Origin of the sequence: Pseudomonas sp. UBA6323 (assembly GCF_002439135.1) — a bacterium.
GTDB lineage: Bacteria > Pseudomonadota > Gammaproteobacteria > Pseudomonadales > Pseudomonadaceae > Aquipseudomonas.
The window spans coordinates 13,386-33,976 of the sequence record NZ_DJSX01000079.1 but is presented as its reverse complement, the minus strand read 5'-3'; the positions used below and the strand labels follow the sequence as shown (position 1 = coordinate 33,976).

The following is a 20,591-nucleotide window of genomic DNA, read 5'->3' as shown; positions in this document are numbered from 1 at the left end:
CTGGTACGTAGGATTTTCAGTCCTACAGTCTTTTGCCTTCAGCAACGCCTACTCACCTGTAGAAACCTTGCTTCGCCCCGCATTTGCTAATGCGTTTCAAGTCGCATCGTCTCACTCAGCCCGAACCTAACCAGATGGTTTACTATCCAGAAACTGTGAGGCGGAGCACGGTGCTGGGTGATTCGCGCATTTGGAAGCGAGTAAAAGCAGAGGGTTAGGAAGCGTGGCTAAAAAGCAGAATGTGCTGCTCTGCTGGGTAGGTGGAAACGACCTCAAAGCACCATCAGGAAGTGATGCTGGGCCTGTGCTTTCGACGCTGAAAGCGGAGTCTTTCGATCAGGTCGAACTGCTCTCTTCTTACCCGGCTGCGCAGGTTGAGCCCTACCTGGCCTGGCTGCGTGAGCAGGTGAATTCGCAGGTCAATCTTAGCTATGAGTCGCTTAGGTCTCCGGTGCATTTCGGAGATATCTACCAGGCTGCCAATGCACACCTAAAGCGGCTGCATGTCTCTGGCACACAGCTATCCATCCTGCTCAGTCCCGGCACGCCAGCCATGCAGGCGGTTTGGATTTTGCTCGGTAAGACCCGCTATCCAGTCACCTTCTACCAATCCTCGTTAGAGCAGGGGGTGCAGAAGGTCGATGTGCCATTCGAGATTGCTGCGGAATATGTGCCGGCAGCCAACACCATTACGGGTGACAAGCTGCTTCAGCTTGCTGACGGCCAGGCCCCAGTCAACGCGGCCTTTGACAGCATCGTTACACAGAGTGAGCGCATGTTCAGGCTCAAGGCGCAGGCGCAGGTTCTTGCTCAAAAGCAGGTGCCTGTCCTGATCTATGGCGAAACGGGCACTGGCAAGGAGCTATTCGCCAGAGCGATTCACAATGCCAGTCCTCGATCATTAGGGCCATTTGTAGCGGTCAACTGCGGCGCTATTCCGCCGGAGCTGATTGACTCCACATTGTTTGGTCACCGCAAAGGCGCGTTCACAGGCGCTGTTGAGAATCGAGCTGGTGTCTTCCAGCAGGCTGATGGTGGAACCCTGTTCCTGGACGAGTTTGGTGAGCTGGCTCCTGATGCCCAGGTGCGTCTGTTGCGGGTGCTGCAGGAGGGTGTAGTGACTCCGGTAGGTGGCAGTCAGGAAGTCAGAGTGGATGTGCGTCTGATTACCGCGACTCACCGCAATCTGATGCAAGCCGTAGCAGAGGGTGGCTTCCGTGAGGATCTTTTCTATCGCGTTGCCATCGGTGTCCTGCATCTACCGCCACTGCGTGAGCGCGAGGGTGACCTGCTGTTGTTGGCCGACTCCCTGTTGAGTGGGATTGTCGCAGGGGACGAATCGCTAAAGGGTAAGAAAATTTCCGCAGAAGCAAAAAATCTTATCCTTAATCACCCGTGGAGAGGCAATGTGCGGGAGTTGCAGTCCACCTTGTTGCGCGCCGCCCTCTGGTGCCCGGGTGATGTGATTGGCGCTGCGGATATTGAACAGGCGATGTTCCAATCGCCTCGTGAGCAGAAGAGCTCCTTGTCTCAAGATGTATCTCAAGGCATTGATTTACAAGGGGTAATTGCCGAGGTTGCCGGGCATTATCTGCGCAAGGCGCTGACGCTTACCGGCAATAACAAGACCCGGGCGGCCAGCCTGCTAGGCCTCAAAAGCCAGCAAACGCTGAGCAACTGGATGGACAAATACGGCATCGAATAAAACTGGCACGGTCCTCGCTCTAGGACCCTCATGGACAGAATCGCCTACATGAAATCAGTCAACTTCGAGTTCCTCCGCACCGGCAACGAATTGCTGGCGAACCTCGCAGGCCTCGCTGAAGCCGTCCTGCATATCGATCCGGGCAGCGCACTCACTCGCCTGCGCAGCTTTGCCGAAGAGCTGACCAAAGCCATCTACAAGGAAGAGCTGCTGCCGCGCATGCCGCAGTCAACCTTCTACGACCTGGTGAAAAACTCGGTTTTTGTCGATTGCGTCAGCAAGCCGCTGGTGCACCAGATCAATTTCCTGCGCATCCAGGGTAACGACACCGCACACGGCGCTGAAGGTGACCTGCGCAATGCACAACTGGCACTGAAGACCGCCCATCAGCTGGCCATGTACATGGCCATCAAGTACTACGGTACCGCACAGGCCGATATTCCGCCCTTTGCCGAGGTGCAGGATCCGACCGCGACCCTCGTCCGCCTGCAGAAAACCGTCTCCAGCTATGAGAAGGAACTCAACCAGCAGCAGGAAGCGCTGCAGAGCGTGATGGACAAGCTGGAGCAGGAGCGCACCCGCCACCTCGACAAGGTCGACCCGCCTGCCAAGCCTGATCAGCAAAAGCGTCAGCAGCAGAGCCAGAAGGTGGCCGACAGCCTGCAGTGGAACGAAGCCAAAACCCGCGCATTGCTGATCGACGCCATGCTCCTGCAAGCCGGCTGGGATGTCAGCAACCCCGCGCAGGTCGGCCAGGAAGTGGAGGTCGATTTCCCCGGCAACGTCTCCGGCAAGGGCCGTGCGGACTACGTGCTATGGGGCGACAACGGTCAGCCCCTGGCCGTGATCGAGGCCAAGAAATCCGGCAATGTCAGCCTGCAAGCCGGGCGCGAACAGGCGCGCATGTACGCCGACGGCTTCGAGCGCATGGGCATGCAGCGCCCGGTGATTTTCTACAGCAACGGCTACGAAACCTTTATCTGGGACGATAAGCAGTACAACACCTACCGCCCGGTGTACGGCATCTACAGCAAGGACAGCCTGGAATACCTCGCCTATCAGCGCCAGTACCGTGTCCCCACGCTGGAGAAACACAACCCAGAGCTGAGCATTGCCGACCGCCCCTACCAGATTGAGGCGATCAAAACCGTCGCCGCCCACTTCCAGCAGCAGCGCCGCAAGGCCCTGATCATCCAGGCCACCGGCACCGGCAAAACCCGCGTGGCCATCGCCCTGGCTGAGTTGCTGCTGCGCACCGGCTGGGCCAAGCGCGTGCTGTTCCTCTGCGACCGCAAAGAGCTGCGCGTGCAGGCCGATGACGCCTTCAAGCAAAACCTGCCCAGCGAGCCGCGCTGTGTGATCGGCGAAACCGGCAAGGTCGACCAGACCGCGCGCATCTACATCGCCACCTACCCGGGCATGATGAACCGCTTCGCCCAGCTTGATGTGGGCTTCTTCGACCTGATCATCGCCGACGAAAGCCACCGCAGCATCTATAACAAGTACCGCGACCTGTTCGACTACTTCGACGCGCTGCAGGTCGGCCTCACTGCCACGCCGGTGAAGTTCATCAGCCGCAACACCTTCGATATTTTCGACTGCGAAACCACAGACCCGACTTTCGAGTTCGGCCTCGATGCTGCCATCAATAATGAGCCGCCTTATCTGGTGCCATTCCGCGTGAAGGACCTCACCACGGACTTCCTACGCGACGGCATCCACTACAACGACCTCAGCGACGAGCAGAAGCGCCAGCTCGAAGAGGACCTCGGCGAGGAGGAGGCCAAGCGCACCACCATCGCCGGCAAGGACATCGGTCGCAAAATCTTCAGCGAAGACACCGACCGCATCATCCTGGAAAACCTGATCAACAACGGCATCAAGGATGAGACCGGCTCACTGGTCGGCAAAACCATCGTCTTCGCCCAGCGTCAGGACCACGCCGAGCACCTGGAAAAGCTCTTCTGCAAGCTCTACCCGCAGTACGGCACCAAGGTCTGCAAGGTCATCCACAACGCCATCCCGCACGTGGACACCCTGATCAAGGAATTCAAAAAGCCGGATAACGACTTCCGCATCGCCATCTCGGTGGACATGCTCGACACCGGCATCGACGTACCGGAAGTGGTCAACCTGGTGTTCGCCAAGCCGGTCAAATCCTGGGTTAAGTTCTGGCAGATGATCGGCCGCGGTACGCGCCTGCGCCCCAACCTGTTTGGCCCCGGTAAAGACAAAACCGAGTTTTTGATCTTCGACCACTACGGCAACTTCGATTTCTTCGAGCAGGAGTATCAGGAGCCGGAAGACACCGGCAGCAAATCCCTGCTGCAAACCACCTTCGAAGCTCGCCTGGCGCTGGCCCAAGCCGCCCTACGCCACAACCATGCCGCTGCCTTTGACGCCGCCATTGCCCTGCTGCGTGCCGACATCAACGACCTGCCCGACACCAGCGTGGCGGTAAAGCGTGAACTGCGCGCCGTGCACCAGTTGCAGCAAACCCAGCAGCTGCAGCAGTTCGATGGCAAAACCCAACACCTGCTGACAAACACCATTGCCCCGCTGATGTCGGCCCGCGTGCTGCGCGACAAACACGCCACTGCGCTGGATAAGCTGATCGCCGGTATTCAGTGCTGCCTGGTCGAGCAGGCCACCTGCTTCGAGGACGGCAAAATTGCCCTGCTGGCCGAGTTGGACAAGCTCGCCGTGAATATCCAGGCCGTCCGCCAGAAGGATGCCCTGATCGCCGAAGTACGCAGCGCCGACTTCTGGCTGCAGCCGAGCATCGACAAGCTGGAAAACGCCCGCCAGGAACTGCGCGGCATCATGAAATATCGTCAGACCGGCACCGGGCCAGGTGATGGCATAGGAACCACCAAAACCAAGGATGGCAACCTGCTGGGCGACGAGCGCGCGGTGTACATCACTGGCGCCAGCGAGGCCATGATCTACCGCCGCCGCCTCAAGGACATCCTTGCCGGCATGCTCGCCGCCAACCCGACCCTGCAAAAAATCCACAAGGGCGAACCCATTGCCGAGAGCGAGCTGAAAACCCTGACCTCGACCATCCTCACCAGCCACCCCGGCGTCAGCCTGGAGGTGCTCAACGAGTTCTACGGTCGCACAGCCGATCAACTGCACCTCACCGTACGCGAGATCATTGGCCTGGATGCACACGCCATTGAGGAACACTTCAAACAGTTCCTCCATGCCCATCCCAGCCTGACCGCCCAGCAGGTGCGCTTTATGAACCTGCTGAAAAACTACATCGCCCAGCACGGCAGCATCGTGATTGAAACACTCTACGACGCGCCGTTTTCCAGCATCTCCCACGAGGGCATCGACGGCGTGTTCGCCCCCGCCGATGTCACCGAACTGGTGGCCGTGCTCAAACCCTTTTTGAAGAACCCCGACCAGCCCGGCCCCCCCGCCTGATGGCCGCACAACCTATAGATCGAGACCACTGAATGCTCACCGGCAAAATCCGCAACGATATCGACAAGCTCTGGGAAAAATTCTGGACCGGCGGCATCACCAACCCGCTGACTGTGATCGAACAGATCAGCTACCTGATGTTCGCCCGCATGCTCGACATGCAGGAAGACGTGGCCGAGCGCAAAGCCAATCGCACCGGCAAGCCCTTCGACCGCCTCTTTCCCAATACCCCGGAAGGCCAGCTGCTGCGCTGGAAGAACTTCCGCAACATGAGTGGCAAGGAGCTGCACAGCCATCTCAAGCAGAAGGTCTACCCCTTCTTCGCCCAACTCGGCGGTGCTGAAGGCGAGGGCGGTGAGCGCGAGGGCCTCGGTCATATCAGCGAGTACATGCAGGACGCCGATCTAGAGATCAAGAACGAGTCCGTACTCACCTCCGCTGTGGAGATGGTCAATGACCTGCCGCTGACCCAGAGCGACGTCAAGGGCGATATCTACGAATACCTGCTGAGCAAGCTCACCACCGCCGGCATCAACGGCCAGTTCCGCACCCCGCGCCACATCATCGACGCGATGATCGAACTGATCGCCCCGCAGCCGACCGAGGTAATCTGCGACCCGGCCTGCGGCACGGCGGGCTTTCTCGCCCGCACCATGGAATACCTCAACCGCGTGCATTCAAGCCCGGAAGGCACCTTCACCGACGAAGACGGCAACCTGCATTACTCCGGCGACCTGCTCGAACCCTACCGCCAGCACATCAACAGCCAGATGTTCTGGGGCTTCGACTTCGACACCACCATGCTGCGCGTCTCCAGCATGAACATGATGCTGCACGGCGTGAACGGCGGGAACATCCGCTACCAGGACTCCCTGAGCAAATCCATCAAGGAGCACTACCCGCGTCAGGAACAAGACTTCTTCGACGTGGTGCTGGCCAACCCTCCGTTCAAAGGCAGCCTGGACGAAACCAACACCAACCCCGACGTGCTCGGTCTGGTGAAAACCAAGAAGACCGAGCTGCTGTTCGTTGCCCATATCCTCCGCTCGCTCAAGCTCGGCGGCCGCGCCGCCGTGATCGTGCCGGACGGCGTGCTGTTCGGCTCGTCCAAAGCCCACCAGCAACTGCGCCAGGAGCTGCTCGACAACAACCAGCTCGAAGGCATCGTCAGCCTGCCCAGCGGTGTGTTCAAACCCTACGCCGGCGTCAGCACTGCCATCCTGATTTTTACCAAGGGCGGTACCACCGAACGTGTGTGGTTCTATGACCTGCAGGCCGACGGCTACTCGCTGGACGACAAGCGCACCGAGCTGAAAGGAGAGGGCAGCAACGACCTGCCCGATGCTATAGCCCAGTGGCATAAGTACCGGCAGATGATTGAGGGCAACCTCAGCGCCAGCACCATCAATACCCTGTTCGGCGACAAGCGCAAAAAGGCCTTTGTCGTGCCCGCAGAGGATATTGCTGCCAACAAGTACGACCTCTCCATCAATCGCTACAAGGAAGTGGAGTACCGGCAGGAACAGTACGAGGATCCCAAGGTGATTTTGCAACGGCTCAAAGGGCTGGAGCAGGAGATTCTGGCGGATCTGGATGAGCTGGAGGGAATGCTGTGAGTTGGCCGTCAGTGAAGTTAGAGGCTGTATCTGAATTCATACGTAACGGAGCATCTATCAAACAGTCAAATGATGCTGCGGGGTTGCCCATTACGCGCATTGAGACTATTGCCGATAGAACTGTGAATCTAGATAAGTGTGGCTATGCAGATGTATCTGAGGTCGAGTATTTGAACTATCGACTGCGTAATGGCGATATATTGATCAGTCATATTAACTCTGAAAAGCATTTGGCTAAGTGTGCAATCTTCGAGAGTGATCGAGGGGATATAGTGCATGGTATGAATTTACTTTGCCTGAGGCCAAGCTGTGAGGTGGTCTTTTCAAAGTATTTGTTTCATTATTTATCTAGCTCAGTGTTCCTGCGACTTATTCCAGCGATTACAAAAAAATCCGTTAATCAGGCTAGTTTTACTGTAACTGCTTTTAAGGACTTAGAAATCCCCCTCCCACCCCTGCCCGAACAAAAGCGCATTGCTGCCATCCTCGACAAGGCCGACGCCATCCGCCGCAAACGCCAGCAAGCCATCCAGCTCGCCGACGACTTCCTCCGCGCCGTGTTTCTGGACATGTTCGGCGACCCGGTGACCAATCCGAAGGGGTGGCCTGTAGATAAGTTTGGCAATGTTTTTGATGTGCGGGACGGTACACATGACTCGCCCTCTTATGTGAGCTCCGGATTTCCGCTGATCACATCAAAAAATATAAAGAATGGCGAAATTGATATGTTGGATGTTAACTACATATCGAAAGAGGATTATGAGCTTATAAATAGGCGCTCCAAGGTAGATGTCGGGGATATCTTGATGCCTATGATTGGGACAATCGGAAATCCGGCTATTGTGCGTGATGAGCCGCTTTTCGCAATAAAGAATGTGGCACTGATAAAGTTAGGGAGGTCTAGTCTTCCTGCGGAATTTGTTTTGGCCTTACTTAACGGCCCGTTGCTGGAGGCAGCAGTGCAACAAAAAAGCAGAGGGGGGACGCAAAAGTTTCTTGGTTTGGGCGACATCAGAGACCTTAATTGTTATTTGCCCGATGAGCGGCTGGTCAGCAAATATATTGGCATCGCAAACAAAGTTAGGCAGTTTGCTTCGGCTTACAGGAAAGCTGATGAAGCCGGTCTTGAGGGCTCGCTTAGCCAAAAAGCCTTCTCTGGTCATCTATAGATAAGGAAATCTTCATGCGCCTCAAGGCCATCAAGCTCACCCATTTCCGCGGCTACCGCGCCACCACCGTCATTCCCATCGACGAAGCCATGACCGGCATCGTCTGTCGTAATGACTATGGCAAATCGACCATCCTCGAAGCCCTGGCTATCTTCTTCGAGAGCGGCGACGTCAAGGCGGACAAGAGCGATATGAACTGCTTCAGCAGTGCTAGAAGGGAAGGCCCCGCTACGGTGCTATCACCCGAGTGGATGATCTTAAGGCCAATCTGGCCGCCAACTGTCTCCCGGAGGATCTGGCAGCCTACCAGTCCGAGCGGTTCGAAGCGTTTCTGGCCGAGCGCCGTAGGTTGATGGTGCAGAAGATCAAGCAGGATTACTGGGGGTTGTGAGTGAGCGGCAGAATACTCAAGCGCTACGGGCTCATTTTCTAACTGGTATTGAGGTCATGGTGTGATGCCAGGCATGTATGGTGGCATTATGGCGTTGCGGGTTGGTTAAGCAGCAGGTAGGGATTCTTGATGATTTACAGCCGCTTCTCATGTGCAGTATCAGATACCCTGCAGGTGTATCTCCCCGTCCGTCTCTACGAATTAACGCTTAGACACCGGCTGCTCGATCAGTTGGGGGGCTTTTCGCATTTGCTGATGGATGCGCTGACCTTGATGCCCGGGCAGGGTATCGGCTGGGTCGCCCAAGTCTCGGGCTTAAGTGGTCAGCAACTGCAGCCGATTCTGCGGCGTCTGCATGGGCTGGGCTTGATCGATGGCGACGGCCAACTGACCCAGCGCGCCAAGCACCTTATCAAGTGCATGAGCCTGTTGCATGGCCAGACGCGATCCTTGTGGCTAGATGGCCAGTATAAAAAGCACAACTTCTGTGGCACCACCCTGTTGGCTCCCGTTGAAATCAAGGACGAATCAGGCTTTGTTATTCGCCCCTGGCACAGGGGCGAGGGCAAGCCGCGCCCTTGGCCCAGTTTCGATTGGAATGAAGACTGTGAGCGGCAGAAGAACCGGATTTGGCGCCATCCCGAAGAATATCTGGCGCTCGCATTTGAGGATTTTAACGATTGTTTTGCTGAAACGGGCTTTCCCAGCCAGGAATGGGAACTGACGCTGCGCGTGGCTGAGGATTCCCCCTGGGCTATCGCCGTCAATTTGACGGACAAGGACTTGCGCGCCGGGCACGATTGCGAATTCAAGTTAGCCAGCCCGGTATTCTGCCTGTCCACGCGCTACAGCCTACCGCAAGGTGCTCCAGAGCATCTGACACGGATGGTACCGGTAGAGCACTGTAGATTCGCGACCTTCATAGACCTTGAGGAAGCAGAAGACGCTTTCGTCCCGGAGCCAGACCCAGCGTCATCCTGGGTATGGCCGCGGGTGCACCCAGACATGCGTGAGAGGGTGGTCGATCATCTGTTCTCAGATTTGGCGAATGGTCACGAGGACGAGGCATGCGTGTTCAACCGTCAGCACCAGATCGATGAGCGCTGGCAAAACCTGGGCTTTGATTGGAGCTGCATCCAGCGCCGGCTGGACGTGGAAGGCATTCACCCGATACGAGATGGCAAGTGAAGACAATTGACCTTTTTGCCCGTGTGGGTGAGCAAGTTATGCAGGATGCTCAGGTCCATCGGTATGGCGCTGTTTTACTGACCAGAGGTGTCGGTGGTTTGGCAAGGCTCAATCCGACCGCCGTCTGGATCGATGCGGCGGTCGCGGTGATCGAGGCGGGTACCAGCTACCTGCGTTACTGCGCAGCCCAGGAGGTGACCACGCAGTTGCAAGCCTTCAACGAGCAGTTGGAGAGGACTCTGGCGAATGAGCTGAAGATCGGCCAGATAGCGCTAGAGAAGTTGCGCCGCGAAGGCAGTGGTCGGCGCGCCAAGATCGAGCAACTGTTAAAGGGGCAGGAGAGAGCAACGCGGCTTACGAAGGCGAAAATTGGCCAGCAACTCGACTCTTTGACATCTATCCACAAGCTGCTGCAGCAGGAGCGTCTGGCGTTGGGGAGCTTTCAGGAGCTTATCGGTCTGCAGGTCTGCCTCGATAGTTGTATTGATGCCACCCTGGCACTGCTGCTTAGTCCCACAGGAGAGACGCAATGAAGCCACCAGTCAAATCGACACCCAAGAAAACTGTGCCTAAACAAACTCCCTCCAAAAGCAATGCCGGAGGGTTCAGCGTCAATCAAGCCCTGCAGCTGGCCGACAGGTCGGTAGAGGGCTTGAAGGCTTATGCGGACTACAAGAAAGAAAAGGAAGTGACCAAGCGCGCGTTGATCGAGGGCGAGCGTGACATCCGTCTGAGCGAGCACGAAGTGACCAAGGCGCACTTGCTGGATGATCAGCACAGCAGATCTCACGAAGCGCGACTTGTTGAGTTGGGTAACCAGGATATGGACAGCCAGCGCCAGCATGAGCGGGTACTGACTCAATTGCAGAACAAGGCTGACCTCGAGAGCCGGGTTCTTAAGCAGTTGGAGTCCAAGCAGATCACGGCTGAAGAAGCGGCTCTGTTGTTATACGGCGCACAGGAGTAAGGCATGGCGTTTCCTTTTATCGTCGCTGCTGGTCTTGCCGTTATGGCGACTGCGAAGGTAGTTAGCTGGGTTTTGAACAGCATGACTGAAGAGGAACGCCAGAAGCAGGAGCTTGAGCGCGAGAGAACCGAGGCGATCCGCAAGCGTGCCGGTGCTGCAAAGGCACGCCAGGGCAGCGAGCGAGACAAAATCTACCGGAATATGGCCGGCGAGCACGCCCAAGGTCTGCTTAGGGGCATTCGAGAGCATCGCGTGGCGGTCGCGGATCTTCCGGCTGAGCTGAAAAAGCTCGAACAGATCATCAGCACTGAGGTGGCCGACCAGGCCTCTAGCCCATATCGCAAATCTGCCTTGCGCCGTGAATATGCGCGTATTGAGGATGCGATGGTGCGGATGCAGGAGTATCAGAAGTACCTGATTTTTTCCGAAGAGCAGGTGCAGAACCTGCTGTGTCAGGAGAGATTTGAAGAGTTGCTGGAGCTCGATCCGGCAGAGCCCCTGTTGCCGATGGAATGGCTATATCCAGGCAAACTGGTGCTGGTGGCCATGGATGAAATTGATACCCCCCTGCCGCGTTTTGGCCACCGAATTTCCTTTGGTCGCGACGACTTTGCGCAAAAAGCCTTAGCGCTGACGTACACCGATGAGATCCCGGTGCTAATCAAGTCGGCGCACAAGCATGTGGCAGGCCGTTTTTACGGCTGCGTGTCCCGAGGCGCCTTGTATTACCATCACATCATGCCAGGCGAACCTGTGCAGTTTGTGGTCGATCACAAGGTGAGGCAGGTAGTGATCGGAACCTTGTTCGACGGCATGCTCCGTGCCACGCTGCCTATAAATCAGTTGCAGCATCCGGCTGTCCGTTTGCTCTCCGGGCAAAAGGTTTGGGTACACCCGACCCACTATGATTTGTGCCTGACCGGTAATCCGTTCGCGCAGCAACGCTCCAATATTGAGGTGAGCGAATTCAATTATCAGGCGCGAGGCGTGCAGTCCTATCAACAACTGTATGTCGAGGTTGATGAGCAGCATCTCAAGGTTGTTACTGATCAGTGCTTCTTCGAGGTCGACGAACCCTGGACCTTGTTGGGCTATGCCAGTGCCACAGGCGTCATCTCCCTGGCCAAAGCTTCGGTAAGAGTCGAATGCACCCCAGGTAAGGGCAACCAGATGCTTGAGGTGCGGCGAGTTGTGCAGTGCGGCCTACCCCAGGTGGGGATAGACACACCCTTTCGCTTTACCCTTATCGGACAGCAGTTGGCCCGGCGGACCAGTGTTGGCTGGTCGTGTGGCGTAGAGGAGTTTTTACGCTTCTGTGCCCAGGCTGCGCTGGATATGCAGGATTCTCCAGAGCGTATTGCACAAAGTCGCTTCTATCAGCGTTGGGAGCAGGTTATCGCCTATCAGCGCAGATGTGAGGAGGTTTCTGCTTTGGACTATCCGCTGGCGTTGGCTCCGCGCGATGAGGGTGTTCTACGCCTTATGCGGGACAAGATGCCGGAAGAGGAGCGTGAGCTTTTCGATCAGGTGTCGGAGCAGCTGCGTGAAGTCCTTTCCGAAGACAATACTCTCAACCCGGATCACTGTGTTCGTTTGCTGCAATGGGATGCAACGCGTAATGACTTCATTCCGGCCTTACGCAATGAACGGCGTAACCGGCCTATATACACGTGTACAAAGGATTGCATCAGCATCGAAGGGCTTTTTCTTCTGCCAGACGATGCGCTGCCGATGCTGCGGCTGGTCGTTACCATACCCAGTGCAGCACTCAAGCGTCAGGGGCAGGCGCTGGAAGACTTTTTCAATGATCAGTTGGTCAATCCAGCACTGAAAAACATCCTGCTGGCTCCTGAACATTATCTGCCTCAACAGCAGCAACTCAATGCGCCCATCGAATGGTCGGGTGCTTTGGATGAGAGTCAAAAGCGGGTGGTTGAGCTGGCATTGAGAGAGCGCAATATTGCTTTGATCCAAGGTCCACCTGGAGCAGGCAAGACCACAGCAATCGTCGAAATGCTTTATCAACTGTTTCGTCGGCGTCCTAACGTGCGGGTTCTGGTGGTGTCGCAGCAGAACACTGCAGTGGACAATGCTCTGAGTAAGTTCCTTAGTCAGCACGCTGAGACCTTCGATCAGCCCGTTCGTACAATCCGCATCGGCAACCCTGAAAAGATGAGTTCTGCTATTAAGCCATTGGGCTTTGATAGTCAGTACACAGATTATTTGGCAGAGCTTGACGCGCGTGCCGTGCACGGCGCAGTAAGCCTACCGCGTGAGCAGGCCGAGCTGTGTCATAAGTGGTTGTGCATGATCCGGCAGACCACTCAATCCCGAGCTGCACAGGATGAGTTTTTCATCACTTTGCTCGCTGACAAAAACCTAGTGGGCGCTACCTGTGTTGGTTTGGCCACCAATAAAGGAGGCATCGACCAGTTGCAGTTCGACGTTGCAATAATCGATGAGGCTGGGCGCGCAACCGTGCCCGAAATTCTCATTCCCATTCTGCGCTCGGGCCAGGTAATTTTAGTGGGGGATCATTATCAGTTGCCGCCCAGTATCGCTCCTCTGTTGCGGGAGGACGACGCTGCTGAACAGCTCGGATTTCTGCAGGAGAGCTTCCTCGATAATAGTTTTTTCGAGGTCATGTTTGAGCGGTTGCCTGCACAGTGCCGGGAAACGCTGAACTTGCAATATCGAATGGCTCCGGCGATTGGTGATCTGGTTGCAGAGCTTTTCTATACCCGTCATGGCGAGCGTGTTCTGCACAATGGTCGCGAAAGTGATGAGTTCGAAAAGCGTTATGTGCTGGAAAAAAGTATCTATTGGGTGGATGTCAAAGGGCGACAGCAACAGTCGCGTAATTCAAAAAGTAAGGAGAACCCTCAGGAGACAAAGGAGATCGTCAAGTTTCTGGGCGATCTTGCCGAATCAATACAGTCTGATATTTCGGTGGCCGTTATTACCCCTTACGGCGGGCAGAAGGAGCGGATTCGCGAACGCCTGCGTGCTATCGGGTGGCGAAATGGGCGCCTGGGAACCTTAGAGGTTGCTGTCGATACGGTCGACGCATTTCAGGGTAGCGAGGCTGATATCGTCTGTTATTCAACAGTGCGTACTGAAGGTAGCCTCAACTTTTTACTTGACCGCAAACGCCTAAACGTTGCCTGCTCTCGTGCCCGGTTGCACTTGGTATTTTTCGGCCACAGAGACTTCCTGAGGCGCTGGAAGCCTCGAGGTAAATCCGAAATAAATCTTTTCCCTCAGATAATGAGTTACGCCTATAACCTGCCAATAAAGTTTAGGAATGCCGTAGTGGAAACGGCTTCCGCTGATTAGCCGTCTGCTTTGGTGAGTGAATTTGCCTGTTGCGTCACCGGCTAATTTGACGGTCGTCAACCTGCCCTTGGGTGCCATGCGGCACCCTGTCGCTAAATGCATCAATGGATTCGTGAGGCAGTCGCCCGGTCGAGTAAGGGAAATGAATGGTTTCGGATAACTTTGCCCCGCTGAAGTCTCGCTGGCCCGAGCTGTATCAGCATGCCTCGCTGGCAGAACGCTATGTGTTTGCTGACCCGCATACCGCCGTGGTCAAGTTGCGTTGCTTTGCAGAGGTGCTGGTGGGGGTGCTCTACCGGGATTTGCGCCTGCCCTGTGAACCAAGTGATGGCTTTTTCGAGAAGCTCAAGTCCCCGGCCTTTGTGGAGCTGGTTGGCGACATCGTGCTGCAGAGGCTGCATGCGCTGCGGATGATCGGCAATAAAGCCGCGCATGGCGGGTTTATCGACGCCAGCGTCTCGCTTGCCCTGATTGGGGATGCATATCTGATCGGCCAGTGGTTCTACAAGACCTACAGCGGTGAGTCTGCCAACAGCTATCCGCCGTTCACGGCTCCAGTCGAAGACACGGAGCCGGACAGCCCTGCAGACGACCGTGCCGAGCAGTTGGCCAGGGCGGAAGACGAGTTGAACCGCCTGGAGGCCGCAGAGAAAGCCGCTCGGGCTGAGGCCGCGTCAAGCACACCGGCACCTGATCAGGCCCGGCTGGATGATTTCAAGTGCGCCTCGGCTCAGGTCCTGGACTCTATCGATTTCAGCAGTGGAAACACGCGTCAGCATCTCAGTATTCACGACGCCTTTGCCGGCTATACGCTGACCAGTGGCCAGACGGAGCTGGTCAAACAGATCGAGCGCTTCCTAAGTAGTAGGTCGGAGAGCGTTTTCCTTCTCAAAGGCTACGCGGGCACCGGCAAAACCTTCATCACCAAGGGGCTGACCGAGTATTTCCGGGCCATTGGCCGCAACTACGTGCTCGCCGCACCCACCGGCAAGGCCGCGAAGGTGATCGCCAGCAAAACCCAGTCGCCGGCTTACACCCTGCACAAGACTCTCTATGCGTTCGACGATATGGACGAGTACCGCGATGCAGACACCGAGGGTACCGAGACCTTCAAGTTCTACGCGCAGCTGGCGGTCAACAGCCTCTCAGCCGATACGGTGTACATCGTCGACGAGGCCTCGATGGTGGCCGATATCTACCAGGAGGCTGAGTTTTTCCGCTTCGGTACGGGTTACCTGCTGGCCGACTTTCTCAAGTTTGTGAACCTGGACCATAACGATCACAGCAAGAAGGTGATTTTCATCGGCGACGACGCGCAGCTGCCACCGGTGGGGATGAACTTTTCCCCTGCTTTGGATGCGGAGTATCTGTTGCGCCATCACCGCGTCCGTTGCAGCGAATACGAGCTGTCTGAGGTGGTGCGGCAGAAAGCGCAGAGCGGCATTCTGGCCAACGCTCAGCCCCTGCGACAGTCATTGCAGAGCAAGGTGTTCAACCGCCTGACCATGGACCTCGCCTATCCAGACGTTGAGAAGGTCGAACATCAGGCGCTGTTGCAGCGTTACTTGGACTCCTGCGGTGGCAAGATCAACGGCGAGTCCATCGTAATTGCTCATTCCAACGCTGACGTGGGCGATTACAACCGGTTAATTCGCGAACACTTCTTCCCCGGCTGGGCGCAGGTGCGTCCGGGGGACAAGGTGATGGCTGTTGCCAATAGCAACGCGTACGGGTTCTTTATCTCGAACGGTGACTTCGGCCTGATCCGTGAGGTGCTCGGAGAGGTTGAAGAGCGCAGCGTCAAGCTGAAGCGGAGAAATCCCGAAACCTCAGTGGTCGAGGAAATTGTTGTGCCGCTGCGCTTCAGGGACGTGCTGGCAGGCTTCCGTGACCTTGATGGCACAGCGCATTTTTTCCCGGCCAAGATCATCGAGGACCTGCTCTACAGCAAGGAGCCCACACTCTCGTCAGATGAGAACAAGGCGCTCTACCTCGACTTCTGCATGCGCCACAAGCACTTGCCAAGGCGGACTAAGGCGTTCAAGGATGCCCTGATGGCGGATCCGTATTTCAATGCCTTGAGGCTCAAGTTCGGTTACGCCATCACCTGCCACAAGGCGCAGGGCAGTGAGTGGAACCATGTGTTTGTGAAGTGCAAAAGCCATCAAACCCAACTGGCGGCGGACTACTTCCGCTGGCTCTACACGGCGATCACGCGCACGGCGCGCCACCTGTATCTGCTCGATCCGCCGAACCATCAGCCGTGGAGTGGTATTCAGATGGTGGCCAATCCGGCGCTGGAGATGCTCCGCGCAGCGCCCAGCATGCTCGCGGCTCCGGCTCCGGCTCCGGCTCCGGCTCCGGCTCCGGCTCCGGCTTCAGTTCCAGCTCCAACTCCAGCTCCCAGCGTTGCAGCGCCAGCATCTGCAGCGGTTGCCCCTGCGCCGCAGGACGAAACATTCGGCATCCCCGCCAGTGCAACAGTGCTGCTCGCGTTGCTGACCGAGGTGCGTCGGTTGATTGCCGGGCGTGGGGTCAGCATCGAGGACGTACTCCATCACCAGTACCAGGAGGTTTACCTCTTCAGCCGTGAGGGGGAGTCTGCCCGGATAGACATTGCCTATAACGGCAAGAGCAAGGTTACTGGTGTAGCGGCTCCTTATCTCTCCGATTTGAGCAGCGAACTGAGTGCTGTGCTTGCCGAGCTCAAGGGCTTGCCGCTTGCGGATGGTAGGCCGGCAGGGGTTGCCGATGTGCATTTCGCCAAGCCGTTCCTCAATGAGTTTCACGCCAAGGTGCTCAGCCTGTGTGCGGGCAGTGGTATCACGCTGCACAATGTGGCTGAGTTGCAGTGGTGCCAGCGCTACAGCTTTACCCGTGATGGTGCCGTGGCCGTTTATGACATTTGGTACAACGGCAAAGACCAGTTCACGAAATGCCAGCCCGTGGTCGCAGCGTGCTCACCGGGCACCCTGGCCGCTGAGGTCGGGCAGATGCTTACCGCAGGTATGCAGGCATGACTAGCAACAAGGAGGTATTCGCTAAGCGCAGGGAAGGGGCGATCGACGAAGCCTACATGATGGCGCTTGAGTTGATGGCTGCACCGCAAGTGGATGACTGGGACCGCAAGGCATTTGCCTGGTGCCTGATCGACCTGATCAAGCGAGATGCCAAGGACGGGCAGCTGGAGAACCTGCCGCACTATCGCAGTCAGCTGGAGAGTATTGCTGTCGATCCTGCTGACGATGTGCTGAATAAAGGCGTTCGCCATGCGCTCTCGCTGTGTAATCCCTTTGGCCGGCAGATCAGCGAGGCCAAGGGGCTGAGTAAGAGCGGGCAGCATGCGCAGGCTGCAGCCATCTACCGCAAGGTATGGATGAACGGCGCTGCCAATCAGGAGATCCAGATCAGTTTCGGCTGGGAGCTTTACCAGCACACCAAGGCGCTGCTGGCCAAGGAGAACTTCAGCGTTGGCGAGGTCAAGCGCAATTTAAGTGACTATCTCAAGCTGGAGATCGAAAAGCCCTCTCCGCTCCACTCTCGCATGCTGCAGTTGGCCGCCAAACTGGCCGGGCAGGACAAGCTGAAAATGCTGGCCTTTTCCCGCCATTGGGATCTCCAGCACCTGCGCGGGGAAGACTATGAGCGTTACCGCGCCGAGGATGGCAGGGAGTATCCGTCACTGGCTGAGAAGGTCATCCAGCTCGCGGGCAAGGAGGCGGCCGCTGCGGATGATGCTGACGGGCAGGAGTACATACTGCCCTTCATTGATAGTGCCATGGGCCGCTTCCCGGACAACGTATTTCTCAAGCTGAACAAGGCCAAGCTGCTGCTGGCGCTGGGCCGGCATGACGAGGCGCTGGCTTTCGGGATTGCGGTGACCAAGGCCAAGTCCAACGATTACTGGGCCTGGGGGCTGCTGGGGGAAATTGTCTCGCAAAAGGATCAGGACGCTGCGCTGGGCTGTTATTGCAAGGCGCTGACCTGCTCGGCAGAGGACAAGTTCACCGGGAAAATCCGCCTGAAAGTCGCCGAGCGCATGCTGGAGGCTAATGACCATGCAGCAGCCAAGCATGAGGTCGAGGCTATTGTTCGAGCCAAGGAGCAGGAGGGCTACAAGATCCCTGAAGAGGTTGCCAGTATAGCGGCGCAGGACTGGTTTGCCGGTGTGCAGGCCAAGGTATCCAACCGTGACTACTACAGGCTGAATGCAAAGGCGGCTGAGGCGCTGCTGTTCAATGACTTGCCCTGGATTGATGCTTGCCTGGGCGAGACCTTTGTCGTGCCGGGTAGAGAGAACAAGCCCAAGCGCAAGGTTTTCCTGAAAACGGGCTCAATCCCCGCGGAGGTGTCGATTCCTGAGTCAAAGGTCGCGCGGATGAGTTTGGCGGCCGGGGATGCCGTCAGGATCAAGGGCGAGTTTGATGAGAAGCAGCGCTTCAACCTGTTTGTGCTGGAGCGCCGGCCTGGCGCTACTGTGTGGGATGTGGCACCCGAGCTTTTAGGGGTTGTGAACCAGGTGAATGAGGACAAACAGGTCATTCGCTACATCGTCAGCCGGGAGATCAATGGTGAGATCCCGATGTCGGTGTTGCCGTGTGCGTTTGCCGAGGGCGATGCCATCGAGGTGCAGCTTGTTCGCTATGTTTCGAAGCGTGGCCCTCAATACCGCGTGCTTTCCGCAAAGGCGAGCGAAAAAGTGCCAGGCGATTTGTTGCGCAAGGACTTCACCGAGGCGGTTCGCGTCTCTAACGGCATGGGATTTACCCCAAGCGAAATATTTATTCCTCCGCCATTGGTGGAGCGCTGCGAGATCGAAGACGGTCAGCAGGTTTCCGGTACGGCGGTACAGGTCTACAACAAAAAGCGTGAAAGCTGGGGATGGAAGGCCGTATCCATTCAGCCGTTGTAGACGGCTACATGTTGGTCGTTCTCTGGCTTTTGAGAGTTCACAAATAATTGCGAAAGAGAATTCTGCAGTCCGGCTTTTTCAAGGCAGCACCCCTGGCCGCCGCCCCAAGCCTGATCATGGGTGCACTTCCACTGTTGGGTTACGCGCCGTGGGGGCGTACCACCGCCTGGAGGGCCTCAAGGCGAACCTGGCTGCTAACTGTCTGCCGGACAATCTGGATGCCTACGCGCCGGATCAGTTCGACGAGTTTCTGCTCGAACGCCGACAGCGGATGGCGCAGAAGATTAAGCAGTATTACTGGGGATTGTGAGGGGTATTTCCCACAGCGTTGTGAATGAGCCCCTGTTCGTGTCGGTAAACAAAATTACCAATAAATAACGGTTTTTACGTATATAACGATCTTTCTCGGCCTTCAAGATTGCATAACATACTGTTTTTAAAAGAAAACATGAGTTGGCACGGAATGCGCTTATAGGGAGATATCCAATTGACTACCAAGGAAGTACACAATGTCGGAACTCAAAAAATTCCAGGTCCAAACCGCCCGTCCGCTGCCGATCATCGTTCTGGCTGACACCAGTGGCAGCATGTCTGTGGATGGCAAGATCGAGGCGCTGAACAAGGGCCTGAAAGACATGATCAGCAGCTTTGCCGGCGAGAGCCGCCTGCGGGCTGAACTGCAGGTCAGTTTGATCACCTTTGGCAGTCAAGCAGAGGTGAATTTGCCTTTGACTCCGGCTCATCAGTTGCAGGGCTTCACCCCGCTTACTGCTGCGGGGGCGACTCCGCTGGGTGGTGCTCTGGCACTGGCCAGCCAGATGATCGAAGACAAGGACAGCATCCCCTCCCGCGCCTACAAACCGGTAATCGTGCTGGTTTCCGATGGCCACCCTACTGATGACTGGCAGGGTTCCTTTGCTCGTCTGGCCAATGGCGAGCGCTCGTCCAAGGCCACTCGCTTTGCCATGGCCATCGGTGCTGATGCCGATGAGAGCATGCTCGGTGATTTTGCCAATGACCCGGAGGCACCGCTGTTCCGTGCCGAGAATGCTGCGGATATCCACCGTTTTTTCCGCGCTGTGACGATGAGCGTCAGTGCACGTAGCCGCTCGGCGACGCCGAATCAGTCTGCTCCGCTGCAAATCCCGACGGATGATCAGGACTGGGATTTCTGATGCGCTTGTTGGCGAGTGGGGCTTCGGTGAGGGGCCCCGCCCACCAACAGGATGACTCACCTAACCAGGATGCCCTGGCCGTCAGTGGTATACGCGGCGGTTGGTGCGTTGCAGTTGCCGATGGATTGGGCAGTCGCCCCTTGAGCCACTTCGGTTCGCACAAGGCGGTGCAGTTGTCACGGCACGTGCTTCGGTGCCAGGCGGACATTACTCATGCAGCGGTTACTGACGAGGTTCGCAAGGCCTGGCTGGCCTGTTTTGGCGAGCGTTATCGCCTGCATGAAACGACCTGCCTGTGGGCGCGCGTGGATGCCCGTGGCCGGGCTGTTGCCGGACAGATTGGCGATGGATTGCTGCTGGCAAGAAGCGCTGGCGCTTTCAAGGTGCTGACCGATCAACGCCAGGGCTTCGGTAATCAGACCCTGACCTTGGCCCAGGCGGATGCCCGGAATACTCGCAGTTTCGAGTTTGAGTTGAGCCAGCCGGGTGATGGCGTACTGCTGATGACGGATGGTATCTCGGATGACCTGATTCCATCGCAGCTTGAGTCGTTTTTTGATGCCATTTACCGGCGCCAACTGCGTTGTAGTAGCAAGCGCCGCATGCGCCGCTGGTTGACGGGTGAGCTGCTGGACTGGTCGACGCCGCGCCATGGTGACGACAAGAGCATTGCTGGAATTTTCTTAACGGATTGATACAG

General features: G+C 56.9%; 14 protein-coding genes. All 14 read left to right on the top strand.

Annotated elements, in window-relative coordinates; translation table 11 throughout:
- The first annotated feature begins 223 nt into the window (after nucleotides 1-223).
- Complete coding sequence (locus B3P22_RS19410) at nucleotides 224-1,705, top strand: sigma-54 interaction domain-containing protein (protein ID WP_038664508.1); 1,482 nt, start codon at nucleotides 224-226, stop codon at nucleotides 1,703-1,705.
- A gap of 48 nt (nucleotides 1,706-1,753) precedes the next feature.
- Nucleotides 1,754-5,137 carry a DEAD/DEAH box helicase family protein gene (locus B3P22_RS19405; protein WP_092378496.1) on the top strand — a complete coding sequence of 1,128 codons (3,384 nt, stop codon included), beginning with the start codon at nucleotides 1,754-1,756 and terminating at the stop codon, nucleotides 5,135-5,137.
- Nucleotides 5,138-5,169: 32 nt separating this feature from the next.
- Nucleotides 5,170-6,753 carry a type I restriction-modification system subunit M gene (locus B3P22_RS19400; protein ID WP_038664505.1) on the top strand — a complete coding sequence of 528 codons (1,584 nt, stop codon included), beginning with the start codon at nucleotides 5,170-5,172 and terminating at the stop codon, nucleotides 6,751-6,753.
- On the top strand, nucleotides 6,750-7,922 hold the full coding sequence (locus B3P22_RS19395; protein ID WP_165562308.1) for a restriction endonuclease subunit S: 1,173 nt from the start codon (nucleotides 6,750-6,752) through the stop codon (nucleotides 7,920-7,922). The genes B3P22_RS19400 and B3P22_RS19395 overlap by 4 nt, the downstream gene beginning before the upstream one ends.
- Before the next feature lie 14 nt (nucleotides 7,923-7,936).
- Nucleotides 7,937-8,275, top strand: coding sequence for an AAA family ATPase (locus B3P22_RS19390; RefSeq protein WP_296272196.1), 339 nt, complete (start codon nucleotides 7,937-7,939; stop codon nucleotides 8,273-8,275).
- A 167-nt stretch (nucleotides 8,276-8,442) separates the two neighbouring features.
- Nucleotides 8,443-9,501 (top strand): hypothetical protein, encoded by a 1,059-nt coding sequence (locus B3P22_RS19385; protein ID WP_043100159.1) that lies wholly within the window; start codon nucleotides 8,443-8,445, stop codon nucleotides 9,499-9,501.
- A complete protein-coding gene (locus B3P22_RS19380) occupies nucleotides 9,498-10,034 on the top strand; it encodes a hypothetical protein (protein WP_043100161.1) in 537 nt (178 codons plus the stop codon). The genes B3P22_RS19385 and B3P22_RS19380 overlap by 4 nt, the downstream gene beginning before the upstream one ends.
- Entirely contained in the window at nucleotides 10,031-10,468 is a 438-nt protein-coding gene (locus B3P22_RS19375) for a hypothetical protein (protein ID WP_296272195.1), read from the top strand. The genes B3P22_RS19380 and B3P22_RS19375 overlap by 4 nt, the downstream gene beginning before the upstream one ends.
- A 3-nt stretch (nucleotides 10,469-10,471) precedes the next feature.
- Nucleotides 10,472-13,804, top strand: coding sequence for a DEAD/DEAH box helicase (locus tag B3P22_RS19370; RefSeq protein WP_296272193.1), 3,333 nt, complete (start codon nucleotides 10,472-10,474; stop codon nucleotides 13,802-13,804).
- 146 nt (nucleotides 13,805-13,950) lie between these two features.
- Nucleotides 13,951-16,824: an ATP-dependent DNA helicase gene (locus B3P22_RS19365; protein ID WP_296272191.1), complete on the top strand. Its 2,874-nt coding sequence runs from the start codon at nucleotides 13,951-13,953 to the stop codon at nucleotides 16,822-16,824.
- Nucleotides 16,821-18,716 carry a DUF7017 domain-containing protein gene (locus tag B3P22_RS19360; protein WP_296272189.1) on the top strand — a complete coding sequence of 632 codons (1,896 nt, stop codon included), beginning with the start codon at nucleotides 16,821-16,823 and terminating at the stop codon, nucleotides 18,714-18,716. The genes B3P22_RS19365 and B3P22_RS19360 overlap by 4 nt, the downstream gene beginning before the upstream one ends.
- A 148-nt stretch (nucleotides 18,717-18,864) precedes the next feature.
- Complete coding sequence (locus tag B3P22_RS19355) at nucleotides 18,865-19,026, top strand: hypothetical protein (RefSeq protein WP_153574101.1); 162 nt, start codon at nucleotides 18,865-18,867, stop codon at nucleotides 19,024-19,026.
- Between the two features lie 199 nt (nucleotides 19,027-19,225).
- The gene (locus B3P22_RS19350) at nucleotides 19,226-19,891 is read left to right on the top strand and encodes a vWA domain-containing protein (protein ID WP_038664489.1); all 666 of its coding nucleotides are present in this window, start codon (nucleotides 19,226-19,228) and stop codon (nucleotides 19,889-19,891) included.
- Complete coding sequence (locus tag B3P22_RS19345; protein WP_043100170.1) at nucleotides 19,891-20,586, top strand: PP2C family serine/threonine-protein phosphatase; 696 nt, start codon at nucleotides 19,891-19,893, stop codon at nucleotides 20,584-20,586. Before B3P22_RS19350 ends, B3P22_RS19345 begins: the two co-directional genes overlap by 1 nt.
- Nucleotides 20,587-20,591 lie beyond the last annotated feature (5 nt).

Excerpts from the sequence above, each read along its gene's own strand:
- B3P22_RS19390 (WP_296272196.1), top strand. The coding sequence starts at position 7,937 with ATGCGCCTCAAGGCCATCAAGCTCACCCATTTCCGCGGCTACCGCGCC.
- B3P22_RS19385 (WP_043100159.1), top strand. The coding sequence starts at position 8,443 with ATGATTTACAGCCGCTTCTCATGTGCAGTATCAGATACCCTGCAGGTG.
- B3P22_RS19365 (WP_296272191.1), top strand. The coding sequence starts at position 13,951 with ATGGTTTCGGATAACTTTGCCCCGCTGAAGTCTCGCTGGCCCGAGCTG.
- B3P22_RS19400 (WP_038664505.1), top strand. The coding sequence starts at position 5,170 with ATGCTCACCGGCAAAATCCGCAACGATATCGACAAGCTCTGGGAAAAA.
- B3P22_RS19405 (WP_092378496.1), top strand. The coding sequence starts at position 1,754 with ATGAAATCAGTCAACTTCGAGTTCCTCCGCACCGGCAACGAATTGCTG.
- B3P22_RS19360 (WP_296272189.1), top strand. The coding sequence starts at position 16,821 with ATGACTAGCAACAAGGAGGTATTCGCTAAGCGCAGGGAAGGGGCGATC.
- B3P22_RS19370 (WP_296272193.1), top strand. The coding sequence starts at position 10,472 with ATGGCGTTTCCTTTTATCGTCGCTGCTGGTCTTGCCGTTATGGCGACT.
- B3P22_RS19350 (WP_038664489.1), top strand. The coding sequence starts at position 19,226 with ATGTCGGAACTCAAAAAATTCCAGGTCCAAACCGCCCGTCCGCTGCCG.
- B3P22_RS19375 (WP_296272195.1), top strand. The coding sequence starts at position 10,031 with ATGAAGCCACCAGTCAAATCGACACCCAAGAAAACTGTGCCTAAACAA.
- B3P22_RS19345 (WP_043100170.1), top strand. The coding sequence starts at position 19,891 with ATGCGCTTGTTGGCGAGTGGGGCTTCGGTGAGGGGCCCCGCCCACCAA.